Below are 14,875 nucleotides of genomic sequence, written 5' to 3' on the forward strand. Positions count from 1 at the left end.
AATGATTACCCGAAGAACATTTATACAACAAAGCCTCGCAACTGCGGGTGTGCTGGCAATTGCCCCGTCGGCTTTTGCATCAAAACCACAGGTGATGACTGTAACCGGGCCGATAACACCCGAGCAGATGGGGCTCACCCTCCCCCACGAACACATCATGTCTATTTTCGGCGGACAGCCAGTCAAAGTGGCGCAATACGACGAAGAAAAATTATTCGCCAGGGTTATCCCCTATCTCAAAATGTTAAAAGTATTTGGCGTGCAAACCATTTGTGAATGTACGGGGGCTTATTTTGGACGGCGCGTGGATTTGCTCCGGCGCATCTCACGAGAAACCGGGATGCAAATACTGACCAATACCGGATATTTTGGCGCAGCGCACGATCGCTACGTGCCAGCACACGCCTTTGAAGAAACAGTTGATCAAATTGCCCAACGCTGGATTGATGAGTGGGAAAACGGGATTGACGGGACAGATATTCGCCCGGGATTTATCAAAATTGGCGTTGACCCCGGCATGCCCTCTGACATAGACAAAAAACTCATTTTGGCGGCGGGCAAAACCCATCTCAAAACGGGTCTGACAATTGTCTCGCACACAAGTGGCAGCACGGATGCGGCTGTTGAGCAGGTTGCGCTGCTCGAAGAAATGGGCGTCCATCCCGAGGCGTGGATCTGGGCACACGCACAACGCGTCAAAGATCCCGCCGACCTGACCCCCGTTGCGCAAGCAGGTGCGTGGATCGGGCTAGATAGCATCCGCGACGAAACCCTCAATCCCCATCTCGATGCACTGCGCCATATGAGAAGATTTGGCGTTTTGCCCCGGGTTTTACTTTCTCACGACGGAAATTCATTTGGATATGGCGACCGTCCTTTTAAGCCTTATAATGCCATTTTTGACCAATTTATTCCACTGATGCGAAAAGCGAACTTTACCGATGAAGACATTCACCAGATCACCGTAAAAAATCCTCAAGAAGCATTTGCCATTCGGATTCGCAAAGCACAGCAAGATGACTTTGACTACTGACAACAACCGGAGATAATTATGAACCGACGCGAGTTCATCAAACAAACTGCCGTAGCGACCGTTGCAATGCCATCAATACTTCGGGCACAGACAGATGATCGTCCCAATATTGTATTGTTTTTGGCTGACGATATGACGTGGCGAGACTGCGGCGTATATGGCAATGCAGAAGTACAAACGCCAAATCTGGATCGCCTATCGCGTGAAGGCATGCGTTTTGATGGCTGTTTTACCTCCACGTCAATTTGCGCGCCCACCCGTCAGCAATTGTACACCGGAATGTTTCCAATACGCAATGGCGCATATCCCCAGGGGGGATTTGTGCATCCGGGTGTTAAGAGCATGGCGCATCATTTCAAAGCACTGGGCTATCGCGTTGGAATCATTGGAAAACAACACTACGGACCATCCGAATCATTTCCCTTTGAGGTATTGAAAACAACCAGAACCAATGAATTGCTGGATTCCGATGCGTCAATCCAGGTTATTCAAGAATTCATCAATCGAGAACCGGGACAGCCCTATTGTCTGATCGTCGCATCTCGCAATCCCCACCTGCCATATACAAAAGGGCCGCAGGACATGTACGATCCGGATAAAGTGACGATTCCACCGTATTTAATCGACACCCCGGAAACGCGAAAACGATTGGCGGCGTACTATGCCGAAATTACCGCACTGGACGCCGAGTTGGGCCGATGTCTGCAAATCATATCGGATAACACACTCGTGGTTTTCTCCACGGAACAGGGATCAGCATTCCCCTATGGCGGCAAGTGGACGTGTTATGAAAACGGGTTGCACACCGGGCTGATCATGCGCTGGCCGGGCAAAATTGAGGCGGGTTCATCCTGCGATGCTCTCGTGCAATATGTGGATATTTTGCCAACGCTCCTACAAGTCGCAGGCGGCGATCCCGCACAAGTCGATACGGGCAAAGCAGGCGCGCCAGATGGAGGATCTGGATTTGACGGAAAAAGTTTTTGGCATCTCGTCGCAGGAAATGGCAATCATCACCGGGATTACGTATATGGCGCTTATACCAATCGCGGTGTTCGAGACGGGACAGATTATCCGATTCGCTCGGTGCGCTCCAGAAGATATAAATACATCGCAAATCTCAATCACGAAGGTGTGTTTCAGTGCAATGTGACGCGGTTTATGGACGAAATGGGATGGGCAGAAGCAGCCCAAAAAAATCCAGCACTCGCGCCCCGGGTACACGCCTTGCGGCATCGCCCGGCAGTGGAATTTTACGACCTGGAAAACGATCCCTACGAGTTGGAAAATTTATCTGGAGACGCCCAATACGCAGGTATCATGAAAGAGATGCGGACGGAACTCGATGCGTGGATGGCGCAGCAAAATGACCGTGGAATGGAAACCGAATTGGAAGCGTACGCCCATGTGAATCCAGCATCTGCAAAGTACAAACAGTATCGTGAATCCCAAAAAAAATAAAAAATAGGAGAACTTTGTGTCCACAAGTAAAACAGATCAAAAAGCAGCACCCTGGGGCGAGGGCGAACCCATTGGGCGGGATTATCCGCCGATTCCATTGCTCGAAAAGATCGCTTATGGCGTCGGCGTCCTGCCGATGAACACAAGTGTCAATTCGATCAAAAAGCTCTCAGGCCCCATTTTTAATATTACGCTGGGCATGCATCCATCTAAGGTTGGCACTGTCCTGTTGCTCTCCCGAGGCTGGGATGCGATTACCGATCCCTTTATGGGATGGCTTTCGGACAACACAAAATCTCGCTGGGGCCGGCGCAGACCCTATCTCTTTCTGGGCGCTATTTTGACGGCCATTGGCTACGCACTCATTTTGAACGTGCCCCAAGGACTGAGTCAAGACGCACTATATGCGTATTTTATGTTTGCCAGTCTGGGCCTCTACACCTGTGTCACCATTTTGCAAGTATCCTACAACAGTCTCGGCTTTGAACTGAGCCACAACTATCACGAGCGGACAAATATCTTTGCGTACCGCTCGTTTTTTCAGCAGATCAGCACCATTCTCGTGGGCTATCTCTTCTATTTTTGCACACTCGATATTTTTGGCGACACCATGACGGGAGCCAAATACGTCGGCATTGGCGTTGGCCTGGTCATTTTTATATTTTTATTACCCACTGTTTTTCTCGTGCGCGAAGGCCACTCAGAACAGGCAGCTAAACAGGAAAAAGTACCCGTCGGTTGGGCGATCAAAACAACCCTGAAGACCAAACCATTCCTCATCCTGAGTAGCCTGACGGTCGTAACTATTTTTGGTGGCAATTTCACGCTGGCATTGGGACCTTATGTCAACATCTATCACGTTGCCCAGGGAGATGTAAAATTTGGAGCCGAGATACAAGGACACGCTATTCTCATCGGAACCATCGTATCCTTCGCCGCCATTCCCGTATTGACCTATTTGTCCTCTCGAATTGGAAAGATCAAAACCCTTGGTATTTCAATCTCCTCCCTTCTCCTCGGTTCTATTTTGAAGTGGTTCTGCTATACGCCAGCAATGCCCTATTTGCAACTCATCGTACAGCCCTTTATCCGCATCGGCGAAATGGGCTTCTGGCTCATTATTACGTCGATGAAAGCCGATATCTGCGACTGGGATGAATGGAAAACCGGCTTTCGGCGCGAAGGCATGTACGGCGCGGCAACGGGCTGGTTTCAAAAAGTGACACAGGCGACCACATTCGCGCTCGGGCAGGGATATATTCTGGCAATCATTGGATTTGACGCTACAAAAGGTGTGGCACAAGATCCAGGCGTGATGTTCTGGATGCGCTTTCTCTTTGCCGTATTGCCCGCGATCCTGGCCGTGGCGGGATTGATCCTGTTAAAATTTTATGAAATCGACGACGAAAAAGCCAAAGAGATTAAGGCAGATCTGGATAAACGAAATAATTGAGTGAAAATCATGGCAGAGCGATTCAAACAACTCTCGGAAACAACACCCGTGCGGGCGGTGACAACGCGGTCGGTAATTGCATCGGTAGTGGTGATCACTGCAAGCGTACTGTGGAATGAGTGGATGCCGTACTACACGTCGGGATCGAATATCAGCCGCAGCCATTTCCCCATGGCGTTCTTCTTTCCGTTTTTGATCGCGTGTACACTCAATCTGGCATTAAACCACTTGCGGGCGGGATGGGAGCTTTCGCGGTCGGAATTGCTGGTGGTCCTGGGGTCGGGCTTTGTGGGAATCGCGCTGGCTTACGACGGGCTGACGGGCCACTTCTTCGGCGTTCTGGCAGCCCCCTATTATTTTGCATCTGTAGAAAATGGATGGGGTTTTATACACAACACCATCCCCGCCTGGCTCGCACCCTCAAATGCCACTGGTGAAATGACGCGGTTTTTTGAAGGCGGAGGCGGATCCCCCCCGTGGCGCGTGTGGGCAGTACCCGTTTTCTGGTGGATGTGCTTTTTCGGCGCAATGGGCTTTGGGGTATTTTGTCTGGTCGTAATTTTGCGAAAGCAATGGGTGGATTACGAGCGTTTGGCTTATCCACTTGTCGAAGTCGCACAATCTCTGGCGGAGACAGAAAAGGGCGGCGGACTGGAAAAAACATTTCGCTCTCCCCTGTTCTGGATCGCATTTTCTCTGGTCATGCTCTTGAAATTGTGGAATATCGCGTCTTATTTTACCCCGGCATTTCCGCATATAGACATTGAACAAACACAGTGGCAACCGATTCCAGACTTTCCCTGGATGGTAAATCGCCTGAGTTTTTACGCCATTGGATTCGGGTATTTTGCGCGCCTGGATGTGCTGTTCAGCGTGTGGTTCTTCATTATTTTGACGGCGTTTCAGGTATATGTATTCAATATCTTTGGCTATCAAATCGGCGCGGCAACCCACCACTGGACAAGCGATGCTCTGGGCTGGCAGAGCATGGGCGCATTGATCTTCTTATCTGCCTGGGGATTGTGGATGGCGCGCGCGCATTTGAAGGCCGTGATACGCAAGGCACTATATCCCAACTGCGAAGTTGATGATAGCGGCGAATTATTGTCCTATCGCATGGCAGTATTCGGCTTATTGGGCGCATTTGCATTTGTCTCGGCGTGGCTATATACGGCGGGCATGCCCTTGTGGGTGGTATTTTGCTTTCTCATTTTGGCGATGTTGTTATTCCTGGGCCTTGCCCGCGCCATTGCAGAGCTGGGATTGGTCTATGTGTACTATCGCATTCAGCCCCACGATGCTGTGGTGCAGGCATTTGGTTCAAATATGGTAGGGCTTTCCGGCGTGGTGGTACTCGGGTTTATGCATGTATTTAATCAGTGGCCCGATATTGGGAAGGGATTTTTGATGCCGCCGTTCACCCAGGCGGTAAAAGCCGTGGATAAGGTCGTCAGTCCACGGCGAATTACACCAGTGCTGTGGCTGGCACTCGCACTGGGCTTCACCATCTCAATAGTGGATACGCTGTATTTGAGTTATGAATACGGAGCCTATAACCTGGGTAATATGGGGATGAAGAAGACGGGACCCGTGGCATTTGATTTTGTGATTACAGAAATACGAAACCCCCTGGCACCCGGCGGCAATGGCAGGGTCATGTGGGCATTTATCGGGATGGGACTGATGGCGATTTTGACGACCGTTCGCTACTGGGTACCGTGGTGGCCCCTGCACCCGATTGGCCTGGCTATGCAGGGGAATTACGGCGTGAGCAAGACGGTCTTTTCGATTTTTATTGTCTGGTCAATCAAAGCGGTTGTCATGAAAATGGGTGGCGTGCAATTGTACGAAAAGGGAAAACCATTTTTCATCGGCTTGCTGGCAGCACAGGCGGTGAGCACGGGCCTGGTATTTATCATAGATTGGTTCTGGTTCCCCCTGCAGGGACATAATGTGCATAATTTTTAGAGAATGCTCCGATGCGCCCTACAATCACTCGTCCATCCCCGCGTCTTGCAGGGCACCCAACAAATGGGGCACGCCGAAAAACAGCAGGCTCAAGTACATGGGGCTCAGTCCCACTGCGCCGCGCCTTTTGGGATCGTCGCTCCAATCCTGCGATTCAGCCAGGCGGCGCAGCAGGTGCTGACCCACCTCCAAATAGCCCCGCTCGCCTGTCAGCCTGTACGCATAGCTCAGGTGGCGGCACAGCACCCCGCCGTAGCGCTGCTTCCATGCCATTTCTGGATCGAAAACCCCAGGCCCACCGCAAAACCAATCCACAGCCCGCAGATAGCATTCGGCCACATCGGTCCTGCCTGTCAGTCGGTGCAGCAATTCGATGCCGATCATTAAATAGTGGGTCTGATACCCCTTTTGGTCGGCGTAGGACAGCACTTGTTTACCCGCGGTAGAAGCCCCGCCCAGGGCTTTGTGCTCAGCCGGAGTAAAAGGTGCTGCGGTGCCCATTTCCACAGCCAGGGTCGTGCCTTCGGTGGCCATGCCGTAGGGTGCCTGGTCCGGCAGCCTATCGGGAGTGGAAACCTGAAAGCGCTTGTGCCAACTGCCGTCGTCGTTCTGCCCCCGGGCAATGACCTGAAAAATTTCTTCGGCGCGCTGTTTAAAACGCGTTTTGCCCGTTAGTTCCCACAAATACAGCAGAGCGCGCAAGGTATTGGCAATGCTGCGCAAACTAAAGGAGAAACGGGGATCTTCGCTCCAGCGATAGCGCAGGAAAAATTCCCCAGCTTCTCCGAGCACCTCCAATGTACGGTGGTCGCCCGTCAAGTAGTAATAGTCGATCCAGTTGTCGATAAAGGTGTGCGAAGCGCAAGGCTCGTCGCCAAAGTGGTCGATGCTGTGTCGGAAACAGCCGCCGACCCGATACGGCCTGAGCGGGTGGTAGTGGCAGGTATCGACATCCATCGAGTGCCGGGTCATCGCCTCACCGAGACGGAACCAGCGCCCTGCCCCGCTGCGCAAATACTGGATCCACACCCCGTGGCGCGGGTCCCACTCGCTGTTGCACCATCCCCACCGGCCCCGGAAGCGCCAATCGCCGGTCGATTCCTCCCAGGCCACGAGCACATCGCCCCAGTCAAAAAAACCGTGCCAGCGGTTGACTTCAATGCTGCGCGCCATCCAATCGAGGAAGCCATCAATCATGCGCTCGGAGTGCGGGAAGGCATCTACCGCGCGGACCGCAAAGCCACCTGTGACCTGGCAGTGAGCCATCCAGACGGGATCAACCGCGACGTGTGGCCAATCGAGCAAAGCCGTCAGCCGTTGAGGGGCTTCTTCGCTGGTATAGCGCTGGAAGTAATCGATGAAAAATTCCGAGGTTTTTGCCGTGCCCAGGCCATCGCTGTACACGCCTTCTCCCTCGTGCCACGCCACCTCCTCGGCATAGCGCCTGAAATGCAGTCGTCCATCATCCGGATCTTTCCACAAAAACACGTCGATTCCCCCTTGATCCACGCCTATGGCTTTGGGATATTCCTCGACCATATAGCGCAACGCCACCCCGACCCCGGCTTCTTCGCCCTCCAACACCGCCCACCCACCGGCCCGTTCGCCTTCTGCTATCCTCTCTGAGCGCTCGCTGCGCCGCCGCTCCAGGCGGAAGTGGCGATCCTGGCGCTGGGCCAAAAGCAGGCCTTCGTCCCGACCGAGAACGCCTTCCATACACCGATTCCCCCCCACCCGATAGCGTCGTTTTCCCGCCCAATCCACCGGGATTCGCACGGCCAGTTCCCGCAATTCGGTCTGATCTGGATCGCAGGCCACCACGACGGTGTGCAGGACCCGCAAAAAGGCGTGACCGGCAAAGGCGTAGATACGCGTCACAAAACGGAAGGGTTGATAGCCGACGTAGTGGTGCATGGGCGCCTCGGATTCCAGGGCGCCTTCACAGCGAATCACCGCCCGCAGAGGCCCGGATTCTTCCACCTGGACCCGGTAAGCGCTTTCCCCCAGCGATGCCCGGCACATCCCGCCCATACCGTAGATCCGCCGCTGAGTCTCCCCACTTTCAAAAGCCTCGCAAATATCGGCCCAACTGTCGCCGCCCTGCGAACTCACAGCGACTTCTTCGACAAAGCCATCGGCCTCCTGCCGCCCCAATGACACCGCGTGTACCAGGCCATAGCGCTGCCGACTCACGGCAAAGCGCAAGGGGCCGGTACACACGACAAGGCGCTCGTCGCTCTCGCTTATTTGCAGTCGATTCGCCGGAGCAGCGCGAGGGGCTTCTCCTGCATAACACAAGTGGTAAATCGCCGATCCGACCACATCGGCTTGAAAATCGACCAGGACCCACTTGATACTGCCGTCGGGCCAATGGCTCAGTGGACGACTTTGCAGATCTACAGCCCGTCCCTGAGCATCCTCCAACCACAAATCGGCGCATTCGGCTACAGCCCCTTGTGGCAGAGGTACGCCCCGGGTCACAGGCCAGGCGTGGCGTTCGATTCCGCTCTCTTCCTGGACAGTCAATATTAGACGTTGCATATCTTCCTCTTCCTTATCGCGCTTGTGAACACACCGGGTATTTTAAAACAGCTTCTCAAAAAAAGCCAACATTTTACGCACTGCATTTTGGCAAGTCCATATCTGGTTTTATAATCTACACTTTTGTCTTTTTTTCTCTAACAACGCACTTTCTTCTATGCAAGTTGGCAATGCGCAAACGCAAATCTTTCTTGTACTTGACTCATAGCCCAAAAGCTGGTATTGTTAAGACTTCGAAAAATAAGTGGTGCTTTTGATCAAACCCTTTTTTTAAGAATATCCTTTATGAACGCCGAACTGGTACATGCAAAAACATTTGTGAACGACTTATTTGTTTTAATTAAATTTCGGATTGGGCTAATGGTCGTGTTTAGCACTTCTGTGGGATATGTGCTCGGCATGGGATATGTTCCCGATCCGATTCACATCTTCCATGTGCTATTCGCCACTTTTTTGACTACATCTGGCACGGGTGTTTTGAACCAGTTTATGGAGCGCGAGCGCGATGCGAGAATGGGACGCACGGCTGACCGACCACTGCCTGCGGGACGCATTGCGCCAGAGCTGGCCTTTTGCTTCGGGCTAATTTTGAGTGGTATGGGCATTCTCTATCTGGGGGTGCTGGTCAATATTTTGACCGCACTGGTGGGATTATTAACCGTAGTGGTATATTTGCTCCTCTATACGCCCTTAAAGCCCAAAACACCGCACAATACATCTATTGGTGCCATCGCAGGCGCATTGCCGCCAGTAGGTGGATGGACCGCGGCAACAGGTGTTTTGAGTGGCGAAGCGCTGGCTCTATTTGGCATTTTGTTTTTGTGGCAATTCCCCCATTTTTTGTCCATTGCCTGGCTTTATCGAGAAGATTACGCACGAGGCGGATTTCGCATGCTACCCATAGAAGACCCGCAAGGCCATAGAACCGCCCATCAGGTAGTACTTTATACTCTGGTCTTGTTGTCGTGCAGCCTGATACCAGCGCTATTGGGCATGGCTGGTGTCGCGTATTTTGGCGTTGCCGTTTTGCTCGGCCTGGGCCTGTTGTACGCCAGTTTAACCTTTGCGCAGTCGCGTACAGATGTGTTAGCGCGTCGCCTGATGCGAGCGACGCTCATATATCTGCCCGTATTGTGGACAGTAATGATGTTGGACAAAATCGCGTGAGACAAGTGTGCATCCAATTCAGAAGATACAGGAGGTGATAGGCTGACCTATCACCTTTCTTTTTATGTTAAGCAACCAATTGCAAGTAGCAATAGATGTCGAAAATGTGAGCCACAAATTTGGTGAGCATGTGGCCTTAGACAGTATCACATTACAGGTGATGGCCGGGGAAATGTACGGTCTTTTAGGCCCCAATGGAGGGGGAAAGACCACCCTATTTCGCATGTTGTGTACCATGCTGTCTCCCGACCACGGTTCAATTCACCTGTTGGGCAAAAACGCTGCTACCGGTGCTGTGCGCGCACGCATCGGGGTGGTTTTCCAGCATCCCAGCTTAGATACCCGTTTGACCGTATTGGAAAATTTGCGCCATCAAGGCCACCTCTACGGCTTGAAAGGCCGCTCGCTCTCCCAACGCATCGAAGAAGTACTGGACATGATGGCCCTCACCGATCGCGCAAAAGATCGGGTAGAAGTACTATCTGGCGGCTTACAGCGACGCGTTGAACTGTGCAAAAGTTTGCTGCACCACCCCAAAATATTGATATTTGATGAACCCTGCACAGGGCTTGATCCCGGTGCGCGGCGAGGATTTTGGGATGATCTGGATATTTTGCGGCGGACCTATGGCACGACACTGGTATTGACAACCCATTTTATGGAAGAGGCCGAGCGCTGTGACCGCATTGGCATTTTAGATCGTGGACGGCTAATTGCCGAAGGTACACCCGAGGCATTGAAGCGCACAGTGGGGTGCGAAGTCATTACCCTCGAGACACGCGATTCCAAAAGCCTGCAATTGCAAATCGAAAAAGTTGTGGGCCGCGATGTCCAGATAATTGATGGGCAGGTGCGTATTCCCTGCGATGACGGGCAGCAGTTATTAGCACAGTTGTATCCCCTTCTGCGAGAGAATGTTCAAGCCATGACTTTAAGCGTGCCCACACTTGAGGATGTTTTTGTGCAGCGAACGGGACACGGATTCCAAGTGGAGGATCAGTAGTGCGAATGGCTTTCTGGTTGCCCGTGGTGTCGCTCTGGCGGCGCGAACTGGTGCGCTTTGCCCGAGATCGCAATCGATTATTCGGTGCAATAGGCCAACCTCTCGTGTTCTGGTTGCTATTGGGCGCTGGTTTTGAAAAGTCTTTCGCACCCCTGGGTATTTCCAGTGGATATCTGGAATATATTTATCCGGGAATATTGTTGCTGATTGTGTTATTTACAGCGATCTTTTCGACTATCTCGGTCATTGAAGACCGGCGAGAAGGATTTATGCAATCGGTGCTGGTCGCGCCCGTATCCCGGACCGGATTAGTGCTCGGCAAGGTCTTGGGCGGAGGAACCCTGGCCTTTTTGGAAAGCCTGATATTTCTGGTATTTCTGGCCTTTTTGGATATACCCATCAGCATTGCATCTTTGGGCATGACCCTCATTTTCCTGGCTGTACTGGGCATTGCCCTCACAGCTTTGGGCTTTGCAATAGCCTGGCAGGCTTCATCCACTGCGGGATTCCACGCGGTAATGAATTTGCTTTTATTCCCCATGTGGGCACTTTCTGGCGCATTTTTCCCCGCGGAAGGTGCGTCGCGGTGGCTGGCGTACCTGATGGCAATAAATCCATTGACTTACGGTATGGACGGCTTACGCCAATCTCTTTACCTCACAACATCCGGCGCAAATACCCATTTGTGGTTTTGCGGTATAATAAGCGTGGCATTTGCAGTCCTGACCCTCAGCGCAGCCGTGTGGCAGGTATGTCGAATTAAAAATTAAGGAGCGGTGTACAACTGCGTAGCAGTTCATTGAGAATTAAGGATTGGGTGGCCGGGCCTTCACAATTTTCTGGAACAGAAACCTTATTTAATTGTTGGATATTGTATTGACAAAATGAATCTCTGGCGTATGGTCTTGTCATGCAGAAACTAACGCATCTATTATTTTTTACCTGTGTCTGTATATCCTGTCTGGGTGGTTGTAGCTTGCTCGACCGTCAGCAAGGTCCCAAATTACTGGATTTGCGCACAGATCGGGGGCCTGATCCATCAGTGGGGCGTGGACAGGAAGTACAAATTACCATCGTGACAGATGATCCAGACAATGATGAGTTGGATTTTCGCTGGATTGCGACCGGAGGAGAATTTTCTGCCAGCCGTGCGGATACGCTGATTGACCTGTTTCAAGATTCGGTAACAGTTGTATGGAAAGCACCCATTGAACCCGGCGTTTACGAGCTGTTTTTAGAATTGGGTGACGGCCAATCTGATATATTGGTGACCTCGGGAGTGCGTATTGCCGTAACACAAGCCCCCCCCATCGCTGTTGTTGGCCCAGATCGGGAATTGGGTTTTCACGATGAACTGCGCGTGATCTTAGACGGCACTGGCAGTTCGGACCCAGACCAGGACGCGCTGATGTATTTTTGGACACAGATTTCGGGACCGCGCGTGGGATTGCAAAATAGCAACGGACCATCGCCCGAGTTTCCCGTGCCTGCACCGGCAGATTACATTTTTGAACTGCGCGTAGCAGACTTGATACAGGGCGTGGGCGATACGAGCAATGTGGTAGTTACACGGGTTCGCGTAACTGACCGCACAGGGCGCGTAACCGGGTCCGGCCTGGCTCGGCTACTGGACCTCGGGCAGTAAACAAAAGCGCAAGTGCCTATTACATAATTTTTGGATTAAAGAGCAGGGAATAACCTGCTCTTTTTTTAGTTAGAACAGGCAGAGTTGATCGCGTGCGACGGGTTGAATCAGGGGAAACAGACGGCGGAATTCGCCATCGGGAAATAGAACGCGAAAACGCTCGGCCATATCGCGCAATCGGCGCAACAAATAGCCCCGATCTTCATCGTGGGTAAAAAATTCTGTGCGGGAAAGGGTGCCATCTTGGCACTGGTAAACCGCGATCCGCTCTCCAATGCGACAGCCTTTGGCAGCCGTGGCGAGCCGGCTCAGATTCGGGTTGGAAAAGGTTTTTTTCGTAATGCGCTCAAACCGGCAAAAATCTTCGGGATCAATTTCGCCACCTTGCAACTTGCGCCCCAGAGATAGATACGCGCTGGAAGCGGCTTCTATGTCGCCATCCACGAGCAAGGGGGCGATCCGTGCTATAAATTGGCGAAAGACGCGTTCATCGCGTCGGCTCCGCAGGCTGCTGCCCACAAGCGATACACCGCCATCGTAATCGACGAGAATATAATTTTTTGCCTTGAGACTGATCATCCCTTTAAAGCGACCGTCGTGCGAAAGATGAATGCCATGGGGCAAGGTAGCTGAAATTTCCTCAATCAGTTGTTTTTCATCGGCCTCTGTCCTGACATGCGGTGGCGCGACAAAATAAGCCCCATCGGTATCCACTTCGATAATTTCTCCACCGGCATCGCGCAACTCATCCACGAGTTGGCGGGCGATTTGCTGTCCAATTACAGTAATTTTTTCTGCGGCCTGGTAGTCGTTAAAACACGCGCGTCCGTACCCCAGATATCCGTAAAAAGAATTGATGAGAATTTTGTAGCTACCCTGCAACCCATTCCAGTATGCGCGATCGGTTTCGTCACGTGCGCTTTGAAAATTGGTCTTGGCCTCAAGGCGTCGCTGTGTGAGGTGTTCGAGCATGGGCAAAAAAGCATGTTCAGTATCGGTCGCTGGCCGGATCTGTTGAGTTAGCATAATCGATGGATAAAGACTTTCGACATCGGCTTTGACCACGCGCTTAAAAATGCCCGAAGCCACGAGTCGCGTATAACCACCGCTAAATCCCTTTGAGGGTCGCGGTTTGGGAATGGCGAGATTGCGCCGCAGATAAAGCCCAACCATAAGGGCGTTGATTTTCTCGCCCGGTCCGCTGAGTGCAGCATCTTGAAAGCTGTATGGCAAAATCTGCGTCTGATAAAATTCAGTGGGAACGACCACCTCGCTGAGCGCTTTGACATCGCGCACATCGTCGAGCGCGTAGTCGATAAGGCGTTGCGGATCGGTGCGCCATGTGTGGGCAATTTCTTCCCCATCGACAAACGTACGCCCTGCCCGCTCGAGACCGAATGCGTGGATAACTTGCTTGAGGCCATAGCGCTCCAGCTTGCCCCCGGTATCATAACGCTGTACTTGTTGCAAGGTATCGATAATATGTCGCCCGTAGATATAAGCCGGACGAAAGCCCGGGATTTGTGCCCCAACTTTGAAGACGCGCTGTCCATGCCCCGCGCGCAATGCCGATCCGTCTCGCCCCCATGTAAGGGAAATGCCATAGTGTTGAGCGCGAGCGACGAGATAGGGCAAGTCAAATTCAAAAATATTGTGGCCCTCAATCGTATCGGGGTTGCGCGCGCCGATCACTTTGTTGAGGTTGCGAAGCAGGTCTGCCTCACTCATATCCGTAGCACTCAATACAGTCTCATAGCCCTGTGAATCGGAAACTGAAATGAGAATAATCTGTGCATCGGGCGCCGAGGGATCGAGCGTGAGGGTCTCGATATCGAGTTGCAAGCGGTGGAGGTCACCGTAGCGCATGCCTCGAAAGAGGGTTTGGCCCGAAAGCGTCAGATGCTGCCGCACGGGATTGTTAAAATTAAAATGCGGAATGCCATCCTGGGCGAGGCGGTCGCGTGCGTTGAGAAAATGAGACCAGTTGCTAAAGTGTATCCGCGCGCGAAATTCACCGCCGCCTTTTAGACGCACGCAATCTGAAACCCCTGAAAAGCCAGACCGGGCGGACTCTTCGGGAGTTTCAACGAGCAACCACGGGGAAAAGGGTTGCAGGTCGCGATTATCGCGTGTGTAAAGCGCCATCTGATTCCCGCCGACGAGTTCGGCAGCGAGAACACCGGGGAGATAAGCCATTGTATTACTCCAATTAGTTGCGGGAGAAGGGGAAAGCAACCTGTTAAAATATAGCCAATTTTTACCCGCTCTGCAATGTGATGGGTTCGCAAACCGCGAAAGCATACCTCCTGCGCCTTGATGCTAATTATTTCGCTATTTGGACTTGACAACGAATTTTTAATAGGATATTTTTCCATAACTGATATGCTAATTATTTCGCATCGTATCATTCAGAAAAATAAAAAGGAGCTAAAAATGGCAAGACTGCGACAAGAGGGATTGACCACCCGTGAAATGGAACTCATACAGGTACTCTGGCAACAGAAAGAAGCAACCGTCGAGGTGATCCAAGCAAAATTACCCAACCGGTTAGAAGGATCAACCATTCGCACACTCCTGCAAATCATGGAAGACAAAGGCTATGTG

The 14,875-nt window shown here is 52.1% G+C and carries 10 protein-coding genes; 8 read left to right on the forward strand and 2 right to left on the reverse strand.

All coding sequences use genetic code 11. The annotated features are described in order from the left end of the window. The first annotated feature begins 1 nt into the window (after position 1). Genes OXG87_04055 through OXG87_04070 form a run of 4 tightly spaced genes read left to right on the forward strand, consistent with a single transcriptional unit; the run spans position 2 to position 5,915 of the window. Positions 2 to 1,033 carry a phosphotriesterase gene (locus tag OXG87_04055; protein MCY3868705.1) on the forward strand — a complete coding sequence of 344 codons (1,032 nt, stop codon included), beginning with the start codon at positions 2 to 4 and terminating at the stop codon, positions 1,031 to 1,033. Between the two features lie 18 nt (positions 1,034 to 1,051). After that, positions 1,052 to 2,494 (forward strand): sulfatase, encoded by a 1,443-nt coding sequence (locus tag OXG87_04060; GenBank protein MCY3868706.1) that lies wholly within the window; start codon positions 1,052 to 1,054, stop codon positions 2,492 to 2,494. Between the two features lie 16 nt (positions 2,495 to 2,510). Continuing rightward, positions 2,511 to 3,947: an MFS transporter gene (locus OXG87_04065; protein ID MCY3868707.1), complete on the forward strand. Its 1,437-nt coding sequence runs from the start codon at positions 2,511 to 2,513 to the stop codon at positions 3,945 to 3,947. Positions 3,948 to 3,956: 9 nt separating this feature from the next. Then, positions 3,957 to 5,915 (forward strand): hypothetical protein, encoded by a 1,959-nt coding sequence (locus tag OXG87_04070; protein MCY3868708.1) that lies wholly within the window; start codon positions 3,957 to 3,959, stop codon positions 5,913 to 5,915. Between the two features lie 24 nt (positions 5,916 to 5,939). Here the strand turns inward: OXG87_04070 and OXG87_04075 are convergent, their stop codons facing one another. Further along, positions 5,940 to 8,456 carry a glycoside hydrolase family 127 protein gene (locus OXG87_04075; protein MCY3868709.1) on the reverse strand — a complete coding sequence of 839 codons (2,517 nt, stop codon included), beginning with the start codon at positions 8,454 to 8,456 and terminating at the stop codon, positions 5,940 to 5,942. Positions 8,457 to 8,741: 285 nt separating this feature from the next. Between OXG87_04075 and cyoE the strand changes: the two genes are divergently transcribed. The 4 genes from cyoE (at position 8,742) to OXG87_04095 (ending at position 12,271) form a co-directional block, all read left to right on the forward strand. Next, positions 8,742 to 9,623: a heme o synthase gene (gene cyoE / locus OXG87_04080; protein ID MCY3868710.1), complete on the forward strand. Its 882-nt coding sequence runs from the start codon at positions 8,742 to 8,744 to the stop codon at positions 9,621 to 9,623. A gap of 106 nt (positions 9,624 to 9,729) precedes the next feature. After that, positions 9,730 to 10,626 (forward strand): ATP-binding cassette domain-containing protein, encoded by an 897-nt coding sequence (locus OXG87_04085; GenBank protein ID MCY3868711.1) that lies wholly within the window; start codon positions 9,730 to 9,732, stop codon positions 10,624 to 10,626. A 5-nt stretch (positions 10,627 to 10,631) separates the two neighbouring features. Continuing rightward, positions 10,632 to 11,396: an ABC transporter permease gene (locus OXG87_04090; protein ID MCY3868712.1), complete on the forward strand. Its 765-nt coding sequence runs from the start codon at positions 10,632 to 10,634 to the stop codon at positions 11,394 to 11,396. 206 nt (positions 11,397 to 11,602) lie between these two features. Beyond that, positions 11,603 to 12,271, forward strand: a complete 669-nt coding sequence (locus OXG87_04095) for a hypothetical protein (protein ID MCY3868713.1) — start codon at positions 11,603 to 11,605, stop codon at positions 12,269 to 12,271. A 69-nt stretch (positions 12,272 to 12,340) separates the two neighbouring features. Here OXG87_04095 and OXG87_04100 read toward each other — a convergent pair whose 3' ends face one another. Further along, complete coding sequence (locus tag OXG87_04100) at positions 12,341 to 14,467, reverse strand: DNA polymerase (GenBank protein MCY3868714.1); 2,127 nt, start codon at positions 14,465 to 14,467, stop codon at positions 12,341 to 12,343. Positions 14,468 to 14,875: the final 408 nt, after the last annotated feature.

The sequence above is a fragment of the Gemmatimonadota bacterium genome, from assembly GCA_026706845.1.
Classification (GTDB): domain Bacteria; phylum Latescibacterota; class UBA2968; order UBA2968; family UBA2968; genus VXRD01.